The sequence below is a fragment of the Mucilaginibacter arboris genome, from assembly GCF_009754915.1.
Lineage (GTDB): Bacteria > Bacteroidota > Bacteroidia > Sphingobacteriales > Sphingobacteriaceae > Mucilaginibacter_A > Mucilaginibacter_A arboris.
Genome location: NZ_WPIK01000016.1, coordinates 17,315 through 37,601, shown reverse-complemented (window position 1 = coordinate 37,601; position 20,287 = coordinate 17,315). Strand labels below are relative to the sequence as shown.

Here is a 20,287-nt window from a genome sequence, read left to right as displayed (position 1 = left end):
CTTCTTTTAGCAGAACATTTTTTGCATCAGCCCTTTTTTGTATTGTTCGGTTTTTTTTATCTGGATTTGCGTTTGATTTATTTTTTCATCAATTGCTGAAAGGAAGTTGGCGATTTTGGTTTGTTCTGCAATTACAGGAAGCATAACAATACAATTACCAATTTCACCTAAATTTATTTTCTTAGGAAATGCTACGTGAATGGTTCTCTGCCATAATTCATTTTGAAAATCTTTGGTAGAAATATAATGATTTAGGTAGGCTGAATAAAATTCTGATGATTGTTTGATTAAGGCTAAACTAACATAAAATGAAGCTTTAACATCCCAATCAATAAGTCTTGCTGTACCTATATCACCAATACGAGTCATTAAAATATCGCCCTTTTCTAATTTTACTCTTTTGTTTTCTTTTTCAAAAACATCAATAGATATGAATTTGGTATTTTCAAAATTATTTGCAGTAACGTGTTCAACACTATAAAAAGGAATACCAATTGGTAAATACGTCGGCGTTTGGTGTGTTCCGTCAAAAATTTCTGTAATTTGATTCAACTTTTTCTCCTCCCAATCCGGAAACTCATTTCCTTCATCGTCCTTAAACCGCAATTTCTGCGAAAAGAGCTGCTGCCTAACACCTTTTTTATATTGCGCCAACAGGTTTTTCTTTTGTTTGAGTTGGTTTAGCTTTTGATCTAAAACAGTGAAGAAAGATGCAATGCGTTTTTGTTCGGGAAGTGTGGGGAAAGAAATTGCCATTTTATGCAATTCACTTCCTTTTATACCTTTAGCTGTTGTTCCACTTGATTTATCATCTAAAGGTTTTTGAAATTGAGGACTAATAAGTCTAAATTTAAGGAAACCATTTTGTAAAATATTTTCTTTTCCTCTTAACTTAATAACTCGTTGAGCTAAAGCAATTCCTTCAATGTCAATAGATGCAACATTACCTAATGGTGCTTCTGTTGTAATAAGAACATCACCAATAAGAGGCTTACCTCTTCTCATGACATTTTCATAATCTTTCAAAAGAATAAATTCTCTTGAAACTTCATAATCAATGTATCCTTGCTTTATATTTTTTGCCGTAACCAAAAATACACCTTGTTCGCTTTTCTGAGGAGTTTTTCCTCTATAATCTACGTATTGTGTAATTTCTCCCAACTTCTTCTGCTCCCATTCTCCTTCAAATTCAGGAAACCGCAAAACCGGCTCAAGTGCTAAATCTGTATTTTCTGTAACCATCATATTAATGAAAAAGGTGTTTCAATACCTAATGCTGTACAAAAAGTAGCCAGTTCAGTATCCGTATTTTTCATATCCTTCTCCAAAGTTTGCAGTTCCAGCGCAATGGCGTTGATATCCAGTTGGTCGTCTGCTTCAAACGTATCTACATAGCGCGGAATATTCAGATTGTAATCGTTTTCCGCTACTTCTTTTAGCGTACTTCTTTTACTAAATTTCGGTATTTCCTGCCGGTTTCGGTAAGTATTTACAATCTTTTCTATATGTTCTGTTCGTAAAACATTCTGCGTTTTTACTTTTTCGTAACCTTTGCTGGCATCAATAAACAGAATATCGTCCGGCTGTTCCCGGCATTTTTTAAACACCATAATACAGGTAGGAATACTGGTACCATAAAAAATGTTAGCCGGTAAACCTATTACTGCATCCAGGTAATTCCGATTTTCGATGAGATACCGGCGGATATGCTGCTCTGCACCGCCACGAAACAGCGCGCCGTGCGGAAGTACAATAGCCATTGTTCCATTTTCTGCCAGATGATGAATCATGTGCTGTACAAAAGCAAAATCAGCTTTGCTGCTTGGTGCCAGTTTACCATATTGACTAAATCGGTCATCGCTCGTAAATAAAGGGTTTGCGCTCCACTGGGCAGAAAAGGGTGGATTGGCTACAATAGCTTCAAATTCCATTCCCAAATGCTGTGGATGCTCCAGCGTGTCTTCTTGCTTGATATTGAACCGACGATAATTGATACCATGTAAGATCATGTTCATCCGCGCCAAGTTATAAGTGGTACGATTTAACTCCTGTCCAAAAAACTGTGTTACCTCTACTTCTTTTGCCACGCGTAGTATTAGCGAACCAGAACCAAAGGTTGGGTCATAAGCATACTTTAGTTTTTTCTTGCCGGTAGTTACCAGTTTTGCCAAAATCGTACTTACTTGTTGTGGTGTGTAGAACTCACCTGCTTTTTTTCCTGCGCCACTGGCAAACTGACCGATCAGATATTCGTAAGCATCACCCAACACATCCAGTTCGCTTTGTTCTAGTTTAAAATCGATCTTATCCAGGTGGGCTAACACTTTCGCAATGATGCTATTCCTCGCTTCCGGCGTTTTGCCCAGCTTAGTGCTGTTTAAATCCATATCTTCAAACAAATGGTCAAAATCCTCTTCACTTTCCGTGCCCATTGTACTTTGCTGAATGTTGGTCAGGATCTTTTGCAGGTCTTCCAAAATGAAATTGCTTTCATCTTCGTCTTTATCACCATTACCACGTTTGGCCACCTCGCTAAACAGTTCGGAAGGCTTTAGAAAGTAACCCAATTTTTCTACAGATGCTTCTTTTATCGCCTCTAAATAAGCTTTGCCATCTTCGGCGTTTTCATTAATTTCTTTGTATTTGATTCCATCAGTTTCAAGAATTTCATTGGCGTAGATTTCCATCCGCTCAGAGAGGTATTTGTAAAAGATGAATCCTAATATATAATCTCGAAATTCATCTGCATTCATCTTGCCGCGCAATGTATTAGCTACATTCCAGAGTTGCTGCTCCAATTGTTTTTTCTGATCTTCAGACATTTAACAGTATAAGGGTAATTTTATAATTGACGGATAATGTAAGATTAAATAGTTCTTTCCTGAAATATTTTTAGTGACTAAAACCTCCGTTACCGGCATAGAATTACTTAATCAGCTAATAGATTAGTCCTACCGACATTTGTGGCCTACCGACCCGGTGTTTTAGAGTTGTTTATGGTGTACAGATTTATCTATACAAAATCTTATTATAAGACAAAATAACGTTCTAGGGAGCATGAATTCATAAAATTTACAAAGAATGTCAAGGCTTTATCATTCAATTTAACCGTGCACTTTCAGAAAATTTTAAAGTTGATAATATACTGTGATATAACGTAAATCTAGAATTAGAAAAATTTAATCTTGGGTCACGATTAAGTTGCATAGTTGTATATGCGACATAGCAAATATCTTCATCTTCAGTATTCTGCATAAATAGATCTATTGTTTCTTGACTAAGATTGCCTTTCGGTGTGTTAAAAATCATTAGATCGTGATCAGGAATATTGTCAACTGATTCTGCTCTCCTATATTTAACATTTTTGAAGTTAAGCTTTGTCATAAACTTTTTTAAACTTTCCTCTGACTCTTCATCACCACTAACTACCAATAAATGTTTAGTATTTCTCAATCTTGTGTCAAAAGCTTCAGTCTCAATCAATCGGATTATTTCATCCCGATTTCCCTCCACAACTGTTTCGATTTTATCAAGCACAAATTTTTTAGCTTTTTTAATAGCTGAAAAATATCCTACTGCTATTGAAATTAGTGTCACAGGTAAACCGAACCAAAGTATCCATGTGATCATAGTTTTAGCATCGTCGATCTTACCCATGCCCTTCTTTATTTCGTCATCGACATACTTTCTTAAATTCTCACTCTGAATTTTTGATAAGTTATCTATATTACCCTTATAATTTTCCAGTTGCTGAACTCGTTTTTCTAATGTTTCAATACGTGCATCAGATTTGGACTTTTGATTTTGAATTGGCTTACTGATTCCAATAATAGGAAAAAGCATAATTAAGACTACGGTAAATATTTTGTTAGTAGGTTTCATATTTATAAATTTTATTTTTAAAATAAACGTAAAATCCTAGCTCCATCTCGGTTGTGGTTAGACCAACTATCAAAAGTATTGGACTGGTAATATTGACATCCTTATGTTTTGCAATTTCTGTTATTCCTTCAACGTCGGTCCCGCTTGGCAAGGGTCGTGCATCTGGATGAATGTGCCATTCGCCAAGATAAATAAGAGGCTGCTCGGCATTAAAGAGTTCTATCAGTTGTTCTTTCAATCCTTCAGATCCTCTTTCAAAATGAATCTTGGAAGATTTATAAGAAACAGGCAATAGGGTATCAATTATGTTAACTGTTTTCTTGTCTATTGAATAATAACCTACGAGTACTCCCCCAAATTCTTTGGGGTAATGTTTTAATCCTAAATCTTTAATGATGTTAAGCAGGCCGTCCGTTATTTCCAGATACAGCCCTATTTCTTCATTTTTTAGTTTCAAAACTGGTTTAATTTAATTTCAAAGCCATCTTCTTCAGACGTAGAAAGGTAAAAATTCTTTAAAGGTCGTTCTTTGGTCAACGCTTGGTTTATTTGCTTAAGTGCAAACTGTATCAATACGGAAATATCGTTATAGCTAGCTTTAAAAGTCGGACTCCAGCAACCTGTAGGATTATATAAGTCCATAATATCGTTATTAAGACTTTTAAATATCTCCATTAACCAGTCATATTGATTTTGTTTAAATACACAAACCAATTCCTTTGCATGATTGGTAATTGAAATATTTATAACCTCCGGCTTGATAGTTAATTGACTAAATATATATGCCAGATCATTATCCGTGGTACAGTCAAAAATATAATCGAAATTATTAAGTGCTTCCTGCAAGGCTGCCTGCCAGTTGTCCTCTTTGCTGTACCTTTTGATAATATCAGTGAGTTCTTCGTTACCGTTGATTTCTGCAAATGGCGAAATGAGCAAAAGCTGATTTCGAAGTTCATATACCTTCGAAACCATACCGCTTGAAAACTGATATTCTGATCGGCAAACGTTGTCTGCTTCTTTAACGTCATGATCATTTAGAAATAAATTAAGACAACCACCGCGGATGAGCGTGGTACATAACATACTGCCAATTGCTCCTATACCAATTACTAAAATTCTGCTATCTGTAAGCTTTTTTGATAATGTTCCACGTCCAAAAAAATACTTAGGCGAACAGTTCTTGGTGTGCATCCAATCGATCAACTTGTCCTTAAAACGGCCTTGATAGGTTTTAGGGCCTGTTTTTTCGGCATAATTTGGAAAATTACCCACTGGGAGATTAATGCATTGCCAGTGGATTTCGTTTTTTTCGATGTGGTAACCTAGAATTAACTTTAGTTCAGAAGTTTTCGAAGAATTTTTCTTTAGGTTTACTTCAAAGTGATGTAGATATTTAAAGAAGTCTTGCCCTACAAACGGTTCAAGGTCTTGCCAGTTAGAAACAGCAAACCGACGGTTTGTAACCGGTGGATTTCCTATAAATAGAAATATTCCAGTGGACTGATTTAACTGTTTATAGTTTTTATTCCATAAAGATTTTACCTCTTGATTTTTAAACCTAAATTCCTGCAATATAAAAGTTTGAACTACTTCATTGTTGACATTTCCCGTACTCAACATTGAAAAATGAAACTGGCCAAATTCACCCTTACTAAACAGGTAGTTAACGTCGGTAAACCAAAGCGCCTGGCTCTTGCCTGTTCCAGAAGGAGAAACGACGATGTGTTCATAATGAACATCCTTCTGTCTATTGATGAAGTATTTATTGATCCAGTGTTTCAGCGAGTTTAAATCAAGAGCAATTTTAGTAGCAAGATCGGGGCTGTGTAATGTGTGAACACAGATAGAACCATCTCCATTGACATGATCATATTTGATCAAAGCTTTATTGACAAATCGTATAGTCTCAAGATCGTGATATTGAAAAGGGTACGGAGAATATACCTCAACCTCAAAATTCAGAGTTAACAAATTAACAGTTATCTCGATAGCACCTTTCACAATCAAATTATCCGGCACAAAAGGTTGAGTAATTTTTACGCACTCAACTTTCTCCATTGCATCGGTAATATAATCTGTTCTACTTTTCATTTAACCAAAGCGTGTTGGTGGTGGAATAGATGGTCCAGATTTACGCTCGTCGTACTTATTGCTACTCGTATCCTCAATCGGAAATTTTTCATTAAGAGGAAAATATACCTTAATATAATCGCTGTTTTCTTCTATCCGGTTTATCATGTTTTTCATATCATCGCTTAGTGCAGATTTTTCATAATCCGACATAGAATCTGCAACCTCGTTATTGCTATTACCCGGATCTGGTAATGATACAGTTTTTACATTATCACGTATATATTCCATAACAGATTTCAGCCTATCCCACATACCGCCTGTTATTTCTACTTTATCAAATGCTTTAATAGTTATTAGTTCCAAAAAAAAAGATTTCGGTGTTTTGCTATTATAAATCTTCCAAACTTTCAATAATCTTACATTCTGCCTTAAATTAACTTTATCTGCATTGTCTCTAATATTTTGCACCTGTGCCTTTATATTACTGCGGATATAGTCGCTACCACCTTGCAGTTTACCAAACTGCGAATACACATATAAATTCAGTTTATCATCTTCTTTATACTGATTTTGATTTAATTCCCTGCCGGGCACCACATCAATCTTCACCACATCCCCATTATCATCAGCAAAGAATTCAGTTCCTATTGACACTTTTTGTTTACGGACATGCGCAATGCTGCCGTATTTCTCTAATAAGTAATTATACAAATCTGTAAACATCTCTTCCAGTGTGCTAAAAGAATTTCTTTTAAATGGAATCATTAAATCGAAATCAAATTTTTTGTTAACGGCCGTATTTTTTGCAAATGAACCCGAGTTGAAAGGGGAGTAAATATCGCCACTATATTTTGCTACTAAAGCGTCAAATATCTCGTCTCGTTTACGTTTATGTTTATCTAGCAGGTCTTGTTCTTTGCTTACCTTGTGGGAAGTAAGCACATCATTAAGATGTTTATTTCTATCTGTTGCCATGATATGATTTTTGTTTAATATGAAAGCGAAATAATATATTTACACTGTTAGTGCTAACCCATATACTTCGAAGCGTGACATTATATTTTTAGAATATTTGTCACGCTTGATAGTAAGTAATATAGAGCTGTTGAACCTTAAACCTACACTGATTCACTTAACTGATGTGGCTCTGCTTGAGCAATTATGCTCAATTGAGGATGACAGCGAACTCTATAAGGAATTCGTTAATCGGTTTATCACTGAGCTTACAACACATTGTACTGATGTTTGCAAAAAAAGAAATCTCGACCCACATATTGGAAAGCAAATCGCCCACGAAACCTGTGCGAAGGTTCGCCAGTATAAATCATTTAAAACCGATGAAATTAAGATACCGGATCAGCACACAGCGGTCCTGGTTTACCTTAAACGCATTTCGTTTAGCTTATTTAACAATCATCATAACAATAATAAAAAGAAATCCGTTGCACATAAGACCTATTTTGATGAAATCCTTGAGTCAGCAGGGAAAAACACTAGCGTTATCAACCTTAAAGACAAGAAGGATTTTGCGATTTTTATATTTAACAAATTGAATAAAAAGGAACAGGCGGTGATCCTGATGGATATTGAACATAAAAGATTTCAAAAATACTTACCGGATGATATAACTGAACAACTATGCGAGCAATTGAATGTTAAGAAAGATACTATACGTAAGATTCGTGAACGCGCGATAGAGAAGGTAAAAAATGCTATCAATGAGTTCAATGCCAACTGAAATGAATAAAAATTTTTCCCTCGAAGATTTTGAAAAAGGCTTGATGCTAGCGGGTCTTGTTACGCCCTCGTCGCTACAAGAATATCAGGAACTTGCAAGCGTGCAGGCATATGAAAAATCATTAAAAGAAAAGGACCGCCAAACCTATTTTAAAAGGGTTGTTTTAGCTGCTGAAATCGTTGAACGTTTGCACAATGAGCCTTCATTAGGCAGGGTAAAATTTCAGAAACTGGTCTATATATGTGAACATATGGCAGAAATGCGAATTACCAACCGTTACGATAAACAGGCTGCTGGTCCCTTCGATAACAAATTTATGTATTCTATCGGTAAAGAATTCCGTAAACAAAAATGGTTTGCGATAGAACAATCAAAGGTGGATAATTATACTCGTTATAAATTTGTGCCTCTTGAAAAACATGAAAATTATAAAGGTTATTATAATAGTTATTTTGGAGACCTTAATGACAGAATACAGTTTATCATCGAGTTATTTAGAAAGCAAAAAACTGAATTTACTGAACTTGCGACTACTGTTTTCGCTTGTTTTCTCGAATTGAAGAATCAAAATAGGATCATAAATCAATCATCGATGATTGACTTGTTCTATAACTGGGCGGAAAGCAAACGGAAATTTTCTGAACAAGAAATTCTGAACTCCTTCGAATGGCTGCGTAAAAATGGATTGATAAAGCATACAAACTTGATTTAACTGTAATAGTCGGTATCAACTACCTCTTTCTTCCACTGATAACCCCTCGCGAAATTCGGCCCTGCTTAAAAAGCGAAAAGTCTTTAAATCCAACAGACCATATGAAACTTAAGATAGATTAAAAAAACAATTGTATTCTAACTTCCAAAAGCCAAATACCCATTTCCATTAAATAAAATATTCAAACTAAGGCAGGGTTACAATACAATGTCGTTTATTATTTCAATCAGCTTAAAAAAAGGCTGCTATTATTTATTTAAGACTCATTTTGAGAGATTTTTTCATCATTTACTCACCATCAAATAGCAATGCTACTGTTCGCTTCCAATAAAAAAGGGCTTCTCCTTTAGCTACAAACTTCAATTGTTTATTTAAAAAATTGTGGTCTGGATGGTTGATTATATATTCTTTTACTGGTATTTTACTATCAAATCTTTCTAAAACATCCGCGTTAGTTAATACAATTGCCGCCAGATATGCTGCTTTTGCAACGGCGACCTGGGCCTGTTCGATTCGAAAATTTGCTGCATAAACATAATGACCAAATTGCCCTATACCTTTTTGGAGATAACTATATATAACTCTATCATCAGCATTGATTTGTGTATTGTTCCTTGCTAACACTAAGGCCGTAGCAATTGTATCTTTAGCGACTTCATCGACCGAAATAATCCCGCGTTCGGACCGGTATTCGATTTCAGCCCTTGCAGTAGCTCTATAAGACTGTTTGAACGTGTCCAAGTCTTCGATAAGGTTGAACAAGCAACCCACGTCAAATGCCTGTTTCATTATTTCCATGAACATTTCTGACCTGATGGTCTCACCTTTGTTGTTGATACCTTCCCTATGATAAGGCACCCCTGTTGTATTTGGAGCAAACGCGGTTAATTTATCACCTGCAATAGAGCAAATGTCCGGCATTTTGACTGTAACAATTTCACCTTCTGTCGTTAACCACTCTGTTTCTACCGGTTTTTCTATAATGACTGCATAATGGCTATCTGCAAATAATATGTCAAGCAAAATTTCTTTTTGTGGCTTCGCTATTACTTCGCCCTTCTGATTTTTAGTTGAAACATTCGATTGAAACGAAAAGGCATAATGTGCTTTGGGTACTCCCTCCTTGTAGCTTCTACGCTCATCCAGCCGTATGCCGGTAAAATTGCTTGATTCTAAAATTTTTGATATGTGAGATTCTAACTTGCCCCTTGTCATATCGGGTCGAACAATAATATCGATATCTACGGAAAAACGTTGTGGTTCTTCCAACATTAATATTAGGCTCGTACCGCCTTTAAATATGAAATCTAAACCTGATAGTTTTAAGTGTTCCAGCAAATGCAAAGCATAGATCATGTTTTCTATTAGCCCAGGATCTTTATTGTATTTTTCCCTTTTCTCATCAATCCATTCTGGTGATAACGACTTCAGGTCAATCATATAAAATGGTTTGAGGTATATCAGTATAATGTGATAGGTATTCCATCAAATCACTTTCTTTTCTTCTCCTTTTTGCGTAACTAAATAGTTTGGTAAAATCAAGCTGATACCTGCTATAAACTGTATTTATAATTTGACCCAACTCACTTCCCTGATATGTATTAAATAATCTCTGATCTGTAAAAATGTCTACAATAATCTTTTCAATAGTAGGTACCGGTATGTTTCTAAATTTTTGGACAGGAGCTTTAGAAACAAGGGATTCGATAATAAGTGCTGAGCCACCTTCATATACGTACCATTCTAACTCCTTTTCTTCAGGTTGCAAATAAACATCCCTTACGTTGATGTCCTTTAGAAAATGAAATACTGGTACAAGAGCATCTTTTTCCACTTCTATAATGGTAATGAATTTTACCACCTGATGTAGCATGAATTCATTTAATATCCGCGTTGACCAGATACATAACTTCATTTCTGGAAATTGCTTAATTATTTTAGTAATTATCTTTTTTTCGGAATCGTTAAATTCTGGTTTGAAAGTGGGCTTGTAAGTAAATGAAAATAATTCTCTCGAGATCGGATTAATAATTTTTTTTTCACGAAGATCATATATCCGCCACCTGAAAGTCGTTTCCTTTAAATCAGGATCGAAGCGCAAATAAAAATCAAATAGTTCCTTTCTGGAAAAAGTTTCCTTTCCTTCAAATTTCCTCTTTAACTGTTCGACAATTAAATCCTTAGCCACTTTTTCTTGTTTTTTACAAAAGTACACTTTCCAACAAAAGACAGCAAACGCAAACTATTGGACTTTGTTTGTGATCCAACAAAAGACAGCAATGACAAATTAGTAGACTTTGTTTGAAAATCTAACTGGTTGCAAAATCATTAATATTTCTTTTAAATTTAGATGATTTCGAAGAAAAAACTATTAGAAATAAATTGACAGTTGATTGAAACTCCGGGACGTATGACTACATATACTTTGCACTAAAATATATATTTAATGTTAAAAATATTAAATGCGGGATAAGTTAAATTAAACAAAAAGAGCATAGGACAATATTGAAAATAATTAATAAATCAAAGGAAAGTAGTTATTTTTTCTATTAAGTTATTGCCAATTTTTGTCTATAGTGTTTTTATCAATATGTTTCCTTAAAAAGTGATTACATCAAACGGTTACATTATTGATTTTTGATTTTTTTTAGATGTCGAGACATTGCTGCATGAAATATACTACGATGTTTATTTAATTGATCTTTGACCTTAGGCTCGCTCATAATATCACCAGATCGCCTGGAGTAAGCAAAGTAATTACTTTTAGGCCTTGGTGTAGCCTTAACTTTTACAAAATGGAAATAACCTTTATCGTTTTTTATTAATACTTTTCGTTCTGGACGTTCTTTATCTCTACTTAGATCGATATCATTATAAAGCTTTCTTAACTGGCGTGGAAAAATCGCGGGTCTTGAACCTATAAGATGGTGATTGTTACCCGCCCGGTGAGCATGCCTCCTAACAGCACTTATCATCCTACGATAATATTTGGCAATATTCGCTGACTTAATTAGTGTTTTATAACCATAAAACTCAAAACCGAGATAAGTCAATGGTTTTCCTATAATTTTTTTCTCACCACTGATAAGTGTTGATGTTAGTCTGTTTATGCGCGAGCTAATTTGTTCATACTGAAATAGATACTTTTCAGTCTTATCAGGGCTAATTTTTACCTTGCTTTTCTGTATTTCAGCAAGCATGAACTTTTCTATTTCGTTTGTATGCTCCGGCTCGCAAATAATCATAATGTCATCCGAGTACCTTCGATAAAATCCTTTGTACCCATCTACCACCACTTCTAGTACCTTTTTATCAAAACTTAATAGATATAGGTTTGCAAGGACTGCGCTAACAGGAAGACCTTGTGGAATCCCAACAGCTTTTTTATCTTTTACAAATGGATGCTTGTACACCCTAATTCTTTTGTGTTTAATTGCCTCTTTAAATTCTTCAATAGATGAAAAGAAAGATTCAATCCCGTGATACTTACGAATAACCGAAAGTTTTCTCTCATCAAATCCGCTTCGTTTACCATGCTTTTTAGGGTTTAATCTTAAATCGTCCTTTAAAATATATCTGAATTCCGTTGCAGCTTTAAACACATTAAAATTTGCAGGATCTAGTCTTTCTACGTTTAGTAAGCTACACCATGCTTCTTTCAATTTTTGATGATTAAGCTCACTAAAAAAGCTTTTAATGTCAAACATTAAAACTGTACACCCTGCCTTCCCTCTTTCTTTAATTTCATTAAATGCTTCACGTGCAAAATGAATAGTGCTTTTGCCTATGACTTCTTTGTTATCGCCATCAGGGTCTTCAATAGGAATCTTCCGGTAAGCAATGACACAGTCGTTTAGTTCTTTATCAGCTTGTAAGTTTTCCTCATATAATTTGGATAATTTTGTAGCATAGCAACCAAAAATCAAAGCGTCTATATGCGTTGCATAGTGGAGTGGACGTTTTTTTTCAGTTCGGGTAAGCTTACCTTCTTTAATAAAAGAATGTGCCCTTCCGGTTCCATCAGGTTTCTTTTTGTATTTTCTTTCTTTAATTATAGAATGAATAAGTGGAAAGAAAGCGTGCTTAGCTACGAAATCAGGATTGTTAATTAAAGCGTAGAGTTCAATATACCTTTCTCGAATATCAATTTTAGGGGTGATATGTAGGTAGCCGCGGCCTTTAAACCATTCTGGACGTTTGTCAAATGGCGGAATCATAAAAAAGCCTTGCAACGGGTGTAACGGGTTGATTGATAAACATAACTTCTCTTGCGATATAAGGCCAGTACCCATCTAATGAGTCACACTATTAATTCAATGTTATACATAAACTGACATATAATTCAACAACAATGGAAATGCTATTGATAATTAATATCTTTATTCACATATTAGTGATATGCTGTATCAGCACCACAGAACACCTTATAGTAACCTCATTTATTCAATTGCTCGGACGAGCCGTTGAATCTGTGAAGGCTATAAATGCTCAAATAGCCGCTGTACATGGCAATCGCTTACCTGTTATCCTATAGATAATCAGTCAATCTTTCGAGAACACAGATAAAATAGTTATTCTTGAAAAACTTTACGGCCTAACTAAATGTCTTATCCCCCTCTCGCTGCAAGGCTCACAAATATAAAAAAGTTGTTGCAGTAATATGCTAAGTTTAGGCATGGAATCTAAATTTTTTAGTATTGGTGATATTGTTACATTAAAGTCTCATCCTTACGTTTCCGAAAACACTTCTATTATCGTTAGTGGGGATCATTTAACATTGCCTCCACTGATGGTCGTTACAGAAATATCTAAATCCACCTTTAAGGCAGATGAAAAAAAGGTTGATACTTTCAGATATGAGTGTATCTGGTTTTCTCCCAAAACTTTCAAGTTTGAGACAGCTGATGTTTATGAAGATCAGTTAAAATTAATTAAAAAATCCGCTTTAGCGATTGATCCAAAAAGTATAGAACGTGGTGCAAGGCTTAACTTTAAAACAGTTTCATTAGAACTTGGAAAAAAGAAATCCACACTTAGCTATGATGATAATTCAGTAAATGGTGGTGCGCCCAATACTACTATAAATACTTTGCTTGCCTTTTTGCCACCTGTTCTTCAATTTGTTGGAAATGTGCCATACAAATCAAAACATCCTTTAAATGATAAGGGTAAAGTGATTCGACTTATACCAGTAACTGCTGTAGTGGTCAATTATTTTGATACTATTAACAACTGCATCTCAGAATACCCTTTACCAGTAGAGGTACTTGAATTAATAGAAAAAATACCAGATAAGAGACTTGTTGAAATTCAAAAAATAATTCAGAAGTCAGGTTATTTAATGGTTGGAAATTCTCTTAAAAAGACCCTAATTCAGCCAAAAAATATTTCACACAAAGGTGGCTACTACTACTTGAGAGGCTTCAATTATCTTACAAATAGAATGGAAGAGTATAATTTGAAAGCATCAACCAGTGTCAGATCAGTAACTACGCCGTTTACTGAAGAGGCACCTAAATTCGACATATTAACGCAGCCAGAAGCTGCAACATCGAAGTTTATTACGAATGAAATTCAAGTTTTACTTAATAAAGCAATTACTCAAAAATCCTATATTAGGATCAAGTATCTAAACAAGAATAACCAGTTAACTCAAAGAACGATTAAAAACATGCAATTGGTAACGATAAAGGAAGATGCTAAAGATGTTGCTTATATGATTGGTTTCTGTTTATTGAGATCTGACAAAAGAAACTTTCGTGTTGATCGCATTCAAAACGCACAATGTTTGGCTCTTACTTATAGGTAATAACGGAATTCATAATAATTGGTGCCTCCTAATTAAAAACTAAAGCAAAGTCATTTAATTAGACTTGGCCATTTCTTTTAATACATATAATATCAAATTAAAATAATCTGGGTTGCCCCAAAGAGTGACAGGCATAGTCCATTAAGTCATAACTTTTTGAGCTTACCTGTTTTTCAACCTCACGATATCATACCTCTAAAAAACGTAGTCCAAAAATTAGGTTCAGAAAGGATTTTGTCTTTGTATTTGTGATACAAACTTATTAAACCACAATTAAAGTTTATGAGACTTACCCAATACCTACTTATCGCCTGAGAGGTCTATCTCAAACCAGTTAGGGATACGCCGGTATAGGCCATCAATGTTTAGGTGGATATAAACGTACACCAAGTGCCTATCATCTTATATAAATATATTAATATATAAATATATAGATGGTGTAAAATCATTCATGCAAATACATAAATAAAAATGCGAAACGATAGGCCAAAATACTTTAATCGTTTTCCCTGATCCATCTCCGCGTTTTGATCTTTTGTTTTCCATTTCGGGAAAACTGTTTGAAATAAAACCTGCAAAAAAAAGAAACAAAGCAGAGAGAGCAGGCCATGACAGATGGCAAGCAAAGGTCGCTATCCTCCGGCAAACGGTGGCCTTTACCCTCCTGTGGCGTTCGCCCTGCAAGGTAGTACCCGAAAAAAATGGGTATCCCTCCACTCTGGTTACGGGAGCCTCCGCATTTTTTCCGTGCCTCCACCTTGACCTTATTGCCCGAGGATAGCGTGATGAGTGCTTTCATCAATCATTTCCTCAAAAACAGCTTAAAAACATGAAAAGCACAATTCAAACAACACCCTTATTGCAGGTAGCAGAAATTAGCATCAGTTATTCCAGTATTGTAAAACCTTCACAAAGACCTAAAATTGCCAGCAGCCGGGATGCCTACGAAATCATGCGCGATAACTGGAACGAAGGCAGCATCGAACACCGCGAGGAAATGCGGATCATGCTCCTAAACAGGGGAAATAAAGTTATCGGGATTTTCTTAGTGTCTGTAGGCGGGTTTGCAGGCACCGTATGCGATCCGAAAGTGGTTTTTCAGGCAGCACTGAAAGCAAATGCCAGTTCCATTATCCTAGCCCACAACCATCCTTCCGGAAACTTAAAACCAAGTGATGCAGATTTAAAGCTGACCGAGAAATTAAAAAAAGGTGGGCTGCTACTCGATATTGCAATACTGGACCACCTAATCTTAACGGAAGAAGCATACCTGTCGTTTGCTGATGAAGGGCTTATTTAGCCCTTTAAAAACCCTTCGGGGTTTTTTATTTGCCTGCGGATTGGTACATAAGAACTGCAAAGAAACCAAATATCCGAATTAACAGAACCGGGAACAAGGCATTTCATTTTGGATAATGCCCCCAGTGGCGTGTCCCCACAATTCTCCTTCGGGAGCAGGAGTACCAGGGCATGAATGATTACCAGCCGCAAATTTTTTAACGAAACGGATAAAAAGGGCAGCGAAGGTGGCACCCTTAGTCCCTTTTTGAGGAAGGGACTAAACCGGCAGCAAAAAGACTACGGCATAATGATAAAAGCTGGTATCCTCCAAGCTTTTCCAGCCTGCGGCACTTATTCCGTTTCCTTTTGGCAACCGGTTACCGGGCGACCTTTTAAGGGCTTTCTTTTTTACCGTTTTTTCTTTTAAAAATTAGCTTTTCGGGGCAGACGGCTAAAAAAAGGGAAACAAACCAAAAAGTTCACCCCAAAAAAACAAAGCATCATGCAGACCATCACAGGAAGATTGACCGGAGAGGCCAAAACCAAAGAAACCAAATCAGGAAAAAAAGTAACCGAATTTACTGTAGTGCTTAATGACAGCTACCGCCCGAAAGGCCAGGACGAGCGCGTGCAGCTTTCCACCTTTTACCAGTGCAGTTACTGGGGAAGCCAGAAAGTAGCCCCATACCTGAAAAAAGGGACTGTTGTAACCTTAAACGGAAGGATAGGCGCAAGTGCTTGGACAAACAAAGAAGGAAAGGCCGTGGCCACACTTACTTGCACCGTTTTTAACCTGAAAATCCTTGCAAGTCCCATCAAAGAACATGTAGCAAGTCCTAAAGCCCTAAAGCAGACAGAAATCGAAGTTCAGCAGGGCAATGTAGATGACGACGACCTGCCGTTCTAAAGCCCGTTTAAACAAAGCCATCATCACCCGGAGAGCAACCGGGTGATGGTTTACAAACATCAATCACCTGCTTACAGAGCAAAATTATTCAAACATCAACCAACCCCAACTTATGACTAATGAAGAATTAAAAGTGCGTTTTAAAGAATTGATGGCTTACAACCAGCCGCTGAACGAAATAACTGTTTTGTTTGAGCAGGCCCTGGACTGCCCGGTACTTGATATTGCAGGGGACACGGAGGAAGGCTACCGCTTAGCCAAGATCATCTGGCACGCGATGCTGCTGGAAATGGCAGAACAATGTATGCTTTATACCCAGAGCAGCAGGGAGCAGGCGGGCATATTACAGGACTATTACCGCAAGAAAGCCGGGAGGGTAAAATAACGGGGACAGAATTAACACGCCGAAACAAAACACAAAAATTAGAAACAGCAGATAGAAATTACTGATTTAAATAAGGCGATAACCCAGGCGGATGACTTCCGCCAGTTAAGCCACCAAGACCCGGCGCATGAAAACCGGGACAAATACCTGCAGGCCTACTGGCAGGACATTTTTGAAAAGCTGCTGCTGCTGTAAAGCAGCGCAGGTGGGAGCGGTTAAATAGCGACTGCGGCAGGCCATAGCCTGCCGCAGTATGTCTTAATTTGAAAGGAAGATGTAAGACTAAACATCCTCACATTACTGATGATCAAACTTCAGCCTTTCTGATCAGGGATATTTTTCTCTTTTTGTTGTTCATTTTATACCCGGCAAGATGGTCTGCAGTTTTTCAGGCTGTTTTCTTTATAACATTCGCGTTAAGCTGCTCAAAAAGTGCAATCATTTTATTTTGCATTTCCGACACCTGTTGTTCTTTTTTAGCAAGCTGTTCCTGAAGAATTTTCAGCAGCAAGGCATCGTTTTTTTGGAGCGGGTCATACTCCGGGTCGAGTAACTGCACAGGCGTCAACTCGTACAAGGCTGCTAACTGCTCGATCCGTGAATAGTTCAGGTCGGTAATGCCGGTCTCTATTTTGGAATAAGCAGGGATGGAAATCCCTGTGAGCCTGGCTACATCCTCCTGGTTGTAGCCCCGGTCGTGCCTTAGCAGTTTAAGTTTGGCTTGAATTCGCATATCTCGCCAAAGATAATATTATTAATTATTAATTAAAATTAATAATAAAAGACAGATCAGCGAAGTAGGCAGCAATTTCGAAAACGAATGCTCATTCTTTACTTCAAGCTAATCCCGGCAGTATCCCTGACCTCAATTTCCGGACGTCCTTTATAGTCTATCACTTTTCCGGTCACGGTGACCATTTTTCCATCGATATTTTCGGCAAGCGTTTTGGCGGGGCCGCGAAGTACAAGCGTAAGCAGGGCATTGGGAAATTCCGCACCCAGGTTAACCAGGACAAAACTGCCTTTATCGCTATGGCTATAAGCTTTGCTCGTGAGTTTAACGAGTTTCCCGGTATAACCGGCAGCATCTTTCGCGTCGATTCCCACTGCCGGAACAGTTTCTTCTTTTGCAATAGTGCTCGCGGAAGCCGTTGAAGCAGCTGGGATAACCGCATTTTTAAATAAGGCATTCAATACAGCAGCAAGGCGCAGCCCTGCCAGTTCCAGCCGCTCGTTTACGATTTCGATATGCGCCTTATAATAATCTTCGCCCAGCTTATTGTTTTTCTCTATTTCAGGATATAGTTTGGAGCTGATCTGGTAACTTTCCCAAACCCAGGCCATGGGGTCTGTATTTTCAGCTTGCTTCACTATTTGAGGCGTCGCCTGATCTACCTTACCAGCAAGTTCACGATAACTCAAACCTTCCTGGTCTATGAGCCTTGAATCCCAAAGGGAATGCAGGTTTGTTCCCTTGTTATCGTATTGCAATTGTATAGTATTGCCGCCTTTGTCTTCCGCCCGCGAAATGTGCATGGGCTGATGGGCGTCCCCTATAAAATGGACCAGGAACTTTAAGGAGATTACTTTTTGTTCCCTGGTGCTGCTTTCGTTTTTCAGTACTTTTTCCTGCGCCAAAATTGCGCTATACACGTTTTCCTGTCTTTGTCCTTTGACCGCTTTTTCAAAGGCTGCATAATCCAGACCCAAAGGCAGGTTCAGAAAATGCCAGGGGGCCGTATTTTTATACGCCGGGTCGTTCCTGACTTCATCGGCCCAGGAGGCAACGTCCGTGATCGCTTCGCTGCCAAGTAAGCTTTTTACTGCTACCTTTGCCTGGGGCGACAAGTGGTTTTCAGCAATTCGCGCAACGGTCTGGTGCCCTACATAGCCCCAGGAAACAAGCGCAAGGGCAAATGCACCAATTAGAAAAACAAGGAAATTCTTTTTAATCATAGGAACAAAGATAAGCGGCCAAAATTAACAGGCTGTTAACCGGGATAAAATTAGACGTACGCATTGAAATATTTTTCGGGAAGTCTGTCCTATTTAAAAACTCCCCGAATCAATTTTAAGATTAGATCTCCTTAATCAGCTTATAACAGGAACAAATCAGTTCGTCCATTGCTGTAATTAGAGTTTTGCAGGTGATAATCACGATAAAACCGCACTATTTTAACTATAAGGCACTCAACAACTCTTTAAGTTGTAAAAGGGAAGAATCTTTTTCTAATGGATTGATTTTATTAAATGTGTTAGCAGACAGTGTTTCATTGAAGATTTGGATTTTCCTAAGCATAGGGATCACATATTTACTAAAGTGGTTAAAATACTCTTTAATGTCCTGGTAGTTCACTGCAAGCTTGTACCCGGTTTTTCCGGAATGACTAACGATAAACAGGCCTTCATAACGTAAATTTCTGACCAGTAACCTTACTTTTTCTTCCGTCATATCTGGTGAAAACTGTTGCAGGTAGTTCACAATTTCGTAGGTAGAAATCAGTTTAGTATTGTCGATCCGGTTATACAGCACCAGGTAATCAATCAGCCTTAAATATTCATTTTGATGCCTTAAATGATTATTCTGGTAAAAGTCTTGGATCAGGCTTAAATTAACTTCTGCAATCTCAGCATCGACTGTACTATCTTTTTCAGCAAGCAGGAACATTCCTTTGAGGTGGTTGGGAAAGTAACTTACGGACATCCGGCCATGTAATACGTTAAACAGCTCTTTTGCCCTGACATCTGCATGACTGGAACAAAAAATCTTACCGGCACAACCGCATACGAGATCAGCAAGTTGAATGAGCGGTTCTTCTTTGACATCCTCTTTCAAGTAAAAAGTCCGGTCGGGATTGAACAGATCGGCCTGGATACCGTTCGTACGAACGTACTGTTCTAATTCATTACGAAACTTTTCTCCTACCTCGTCGCAGGTAATTTCAAAAGATTGATAACGCTGATTATATTTACCTACAAACAGGCTCTGAAAATACTTATAGAAAACGCTTTTGTATTTCAGTCCTTCTGCATGTTCAATTTTTGATTTGTCAATAACCAGAATGTCTATGGTAAAATCCAGGCCGGAGGTAAGTTCTTTGATAGCTGCAAGCCTTCTTTCAAAATATTTTGCCCCCAGGTTTCTCGATTTTAATGCCTGTCCGAAAAAGTAGTTCTTGCTTAGCTGTTCCCTCATGGCATAGGCCTCCTCTTTTTTTGATAAGGGGACAATGAGCGAGCAATAAATAAAATGAGAAAAAGTCCCTTCTTTAGAAAGATCTGTATGGGCATTACCAAATTCGTCTATCAGGATCAGTGCAGGTTCTTTAATCATTGGCTATTTTAAAAACCAATATAGGGTACTTTTTTAATTTAAGCTGAAATAATAGTATGTTTTTGCAGCTATAGTCCTTAGAACAAAACCGAACTAAGTAATTATAATCGGGCCGGTAGAACAATTATCGGACAAAGCGATAATCTTATTAGCTTGTAATTAT

General features: G+C 37.1%; 18 protein-coding genes. 6 read left to right on the top strand and 12 right to left on the bottom strand.

Annotated features, from left to right (window positions below):
• Window positions 1–6: 6 nt before the first annotated feature.
• From GO621_RS15815 to GO621_RS15790, 6 genes are all read right to left on the bottom strand, one after another.
• Window positions 7–1,245 carry a restriction endonuclease subunit S gene (locus tag GO621_RS15815; RefSeq protein ID WP_157568789.1) on the bottom strand — a complete coding sequence of 413 codons (1,239 nt, stop codon included), beginning with the start codon at window positions 1,243–1,245 and terminating at the stop codon, window positions 7–9.
• Complete coding sequence (locus tag GO621_RS15810) at window positions 1,242–2,822, bottom strand: type I restriction-modification system subunit M (protein WP_157568787.1); 1,581 nt, start codon at window positions 2,820–2,822, stop codon at window positions 1,242–1,244. Before GO621_RS15810 ends, GO621_RS15815 begins: the two co-directional genes overlap by 4 nt.
• Before the next feature lie 277 nt (window positions 2,823–3,099).
• Complete coding sequence (locus GO621_RS15805) at window positions 3,100–3,882, bottom strand: NARF domain-containing protein (protein ID WP_157568785.1); 783 nt, start codon at window positions 3,880–3,882, stop codon at window positions 3,100–3,102.
• Window positions 3,869–4,339, bottom strand: a complete 471-nt coding sequence (locus GO621_RS15800; protein ID WP_157568783.1) for a Mov34/MPN/PAD-1 family protein — start codon at window positions 4,337–4,339, stop codon at window positions 3,869–3,871. Before GO621_RS15800 ends, GO621_RS15805 begins: the two co-directional genes overlap by 14 nt.
• A complete protein-coding gene (locus GO621_RS15795; protein ID WP_157568781.1) occupies window positions 4,336–5,976 on the bottom strand; it encodes a ThiF family adenylyltransferase in 1,641 nt (546 codons plus the stop codon). The genes GO621_RS15800 and GO621_RS15795 overlap by 4 nt, the downstream gene beginning before the upstream one ends.
• Window positions 5,977–6,933, bottom strand: coding sequence for a nucleotidyltransferase family protein (locus GO621_RS15790; RefSeq protein ID WP_157568779.1), 957 nt, complete (start codon window positions 6,931–6,933; stop codon window positions 5,977–5,979).
• Window positions 6,934–7,063: 130 nt separating this feature from the next.
• Here GO621_RS15790 and GO621_RS15785 point away from each other — a divergent pair, with 130 nt between their 5' ends.
• Window positions 7,064–7,696 carry a hypothetical protein gene (locus GO621_RS15785; protein ID WP_157568777.1) on the top strand — a complete coding sequence of 211 codons (633 nt, stop codon included), beginning with the start codon at window positions 7,064–7,066 and terminating at the stop codon, window positions 7,694–7,696.
• On the top strand, window positions 7,677–8,408 hold the full coding sequence (locus GO621_RS15780) for a hypothetical protein (RefSeq protein ID WP_157568775.1): 732 nt from the start codon (window positions 7,677–7,679) through the stop codon (window positions 8,406–8,408). The genes GO621_RS15785 and GO621_RS15780 overlap by 20 nt, the downstream gene beginning before the upstream one ends.
• Window positions 8,409–8,696: 288 nt before the next feature.
• On the opposite strand, the gene GO621_RS15775 is transcribed toward GO621_RS15780, so the two are convergent.
• The 3 genes from GO621_RS15775 to GO621_RS15765 form a co-directional block, all read right to left on the bottom strand.
• Window positions 8,697–9,848, bottom strand: coding sequence for a nucleotidyl transferase AbiEii/AbiGii toxin family protein (locus GO621_RS15775; protein ID WP_157568773.1), 1,152 nt, complete (start codon window positions 9,846–9,848; stop codon window positions 8,697–8,699).
• A complete protein-coding gene (locus GO621_RS15770) occupies window positions 9,841–10,596 on the bottom strand; it encodes a DUF6577 family protein (protein ID WP_157568771.1) in 756 nt (251 codons plus the stop codon). The genes GO621_RS15775 and GO621_RS15770 overlap by 8 nt, the downstream gene beginning before the upstream one ends.
• 439 nt (window positions 10,597–11,035) lie before the next feature.
• Complete coding sequence (locus GO621_RS15765) at window positions 11,036–12,700, bottom strand: reverse transcriptase domain-containing protein (protein WP_157568769.1); 1,665 nt, start codon at window positions 12,698–12,700, stop codon at window positions 11,036–11,038.
• Between the two features lie 383 nt (window positions 12,701–13,083).
• Here GO621_RS15765 and GO621_RS15760 point away from each other — a divergent pair, with 383 nt between their 5' ends.
• The 4 genes from GO621_RS15760 (at window position 13,084) to GO621_RS15745 (ending at window position 16,790) form a co-directional block, all read left to right on the top strand.
• Complete coding sequence (locus tag GO621_RS15760) at window positions 13,084–14,217, top strand: WYL domain-containing protein (protein WP_198170283.1); 1,134 nt, start codon at window positions 13,084–13,086, stop codon at window positions 14,215–14,217.
• A gap of 829 nt (window positions 14,218–15,046) precedes the next feature.
• Window positions 15,047–15,517 (top strand): JAB domain-containing protein, encoded by a 471-nt coding sequence (locus GO621_RS15755; RefSeq protein WP_157568765.1) that lies wholly within the window; start codon window positions 15,047–15,049, stop codon window positions 15,515–15,517.
• A 483-nt stretch (window positions 15,518–16,000) separates the two neighbouring features.
• Window positions 16,001–16,405, top strand: a complete 405-nt coding sequence (locus GO621_RS15750; RefSeq protein ID WP_157568763.1) for a single-stranded DNA-binding protein — start codon at window positions 16,001–16,003, stop codon at window positions 16,403–16,405.
• 112 nt (window positions 16,406–16,517) lie between these two features.
• The gene (locus GO621_RS15745; RefSeq protein ID WP_157568761.1) at window positions 16,518–16,790 is read left to right on the top strand and encodes a hypothetical protein; all 273 of its coding nucleotides are present in this window, start codon (window positions 16,518–16,520) and stop codon (window positions 16,788–16,790) included.
• 388 nt (window positions 16,791–17,178) lie between these two features.
• Here GO621_RS15745 and GO621_RS15740 read toward each other — a convergent pair whose 3' ends face one another.
• From GO621_RS15740 to GO621_RS15730, 3 genes are all read right to left on the bottom strand, one after another.
• Window positions 17,179–17,523: a helix-turn-helix domain-containing protein gene (locus tag GO621_RS15740; protein ID WP_157568759.1), complete on the bottom strand. Its 345-nt coding sequence runs from the start codon at window positions 17,521–17,523 to the stop codon at window positions 17,179–17,181.
• 98 nt (window positions 17,524–17,621) lie between these two features.
• Window positions 17,622–18,746 (bottom strand): S1/P1 nuclease, encoded by a 1,125-nt coding sequence (locus GO621_RS15735; protein WP_157568757.1) that lies wholly within the window; start codon window positions 18,744–18,746, stop codon window positions 17,622–17,624.
• Window positions 18,747–18,969: 223 nt separating this feature from the next.
• The gene (locus GO621_RS15730; RefSeq protein WP_157568755.1) at window positions 18,970–20,124 is read right to left on the bottom strand and encodes a DUF3800 domain-containing protein; all 1,155 of its coding nucleotides are present in this window, start codon (window positions 20,122–20,124) and stop codon (window positions 18,970–18,972) included.
• Between the last annotated feature and the right edge of the window lie 163 nt (window positions 20,125–20,287).

What these genes read in the sequence shown, in the direction of transcription:
- GO621_RS15815 (WP_157568789.1), bottom strand. Translation starts at nt 1,245, where the DNA reads ATGATGGTTACAGAAAATACAGATTTAGCACTTGAGCCGGTTTTGCGG.
- GO621_RS15810 (WP_157568787.1), bottom strand. Translation starts at nt 2,822, where the DNA reads ATGTCTGAAGATCAGAAAAAACAATTGGAGCAGCAACTCTGGAATGTA.
- GO621_RS15805 (WP_157568785.1), bottom strand. Translation starts at nt 3,882, where the DNA reads ATGAAACCTACTAACAAAATATTTACCGTAGTCTTAATTATGCTTTTT.
- GO621_RS15795 (WP_157568781.1), bottom strand. Translation starts at nt 5,976, where the DNA reads ATGAAAAGTAGAACAGATTATATTACCGATGCAATGGAGAAAGTTGAG.
- GO621_RS15790 (WP_157568779.1), bottom strand. Translation starts at nt 6,933, where the DNA reads ATGGCAACAGATAGAAATAAACATCTTAATGATGTGCTTACTTCCCAC.
- GO621_RS15780 (WP_157568775.1), top strand. Translation starts at nt 7,677, where the DNA reads ATGAGTTCAATGCCAACTGAAATGAATAAAAATTTTTCCCTCGAAGAT.
- GO621_RS15775 (WP_157568773.1), bottom strand. Translation starts at nt 9,848, where the DNA reads ATGATTGACCTGAAGTCGTTATCACCAGAATGGATTGATGAGAAAAGG.
- GO621_RS15765 (WP_157568769.1), bottom strand. Translation starts at nt 12,700, where the DNA reads ATGGGTACTGGCCTTATATCGCAAGAGAAGTTATGTTTATCAATCAAC.
- GO621_RS15760 (WP_198170283.1), top strand. Translation starts at nt 13,084, where the DNA reads ATGGAATCTAAATTTTTTAGTATTGGTGATATTGTTACATTAAAGTCT.
- GO621_RS15755 (WP_157568765.1), top strand. Translation starts at nt 15,047, where the DNA reads ATGAAAAGCACAATTCAAACAACACCCTTATTGCAGGTAGCAGAAATT.
- GO621_RS15750 (WP_157568763.1), top strand. Translation starts at nt 16,001, where the DNA reads ATGCAGACCATCACAGGAAGATTGACCGGAGAGGCCAAAACCAAAGAA.
- GO621_RS15745 (WP_157568761.1), top strand. Translation starts at nt 16,518, where the DNA reads ATGACTAATGAAGAATTAAAAGTGCGTTTTAAAGAATTGATGGCTTAC.
- GO621_RS15740 (WP_157568759.1), bottom strand. Translation starts at nt 17,523, where the DNA reads ATGCGAATTCAAGCCAAACTTAAACTGCTAAGGCACGACCGGGGCTAC.
- GO621_RS15735 (WP_157568757.1), bottom strand. Translation starts at nt 18,746, where the DNA reads ATGATTAAAAAGAATTTCCTTGTTTTTCTAATTGGTGCATTTGCCCTT.
- GO621_RS15730 (WP_157568755.1), bottom strand. Translation starts at nt 20,124, where the DNA reads ATGATTAAAGAACCTGCACTGATCCTGATAGACGAATTTGGTAATGCC.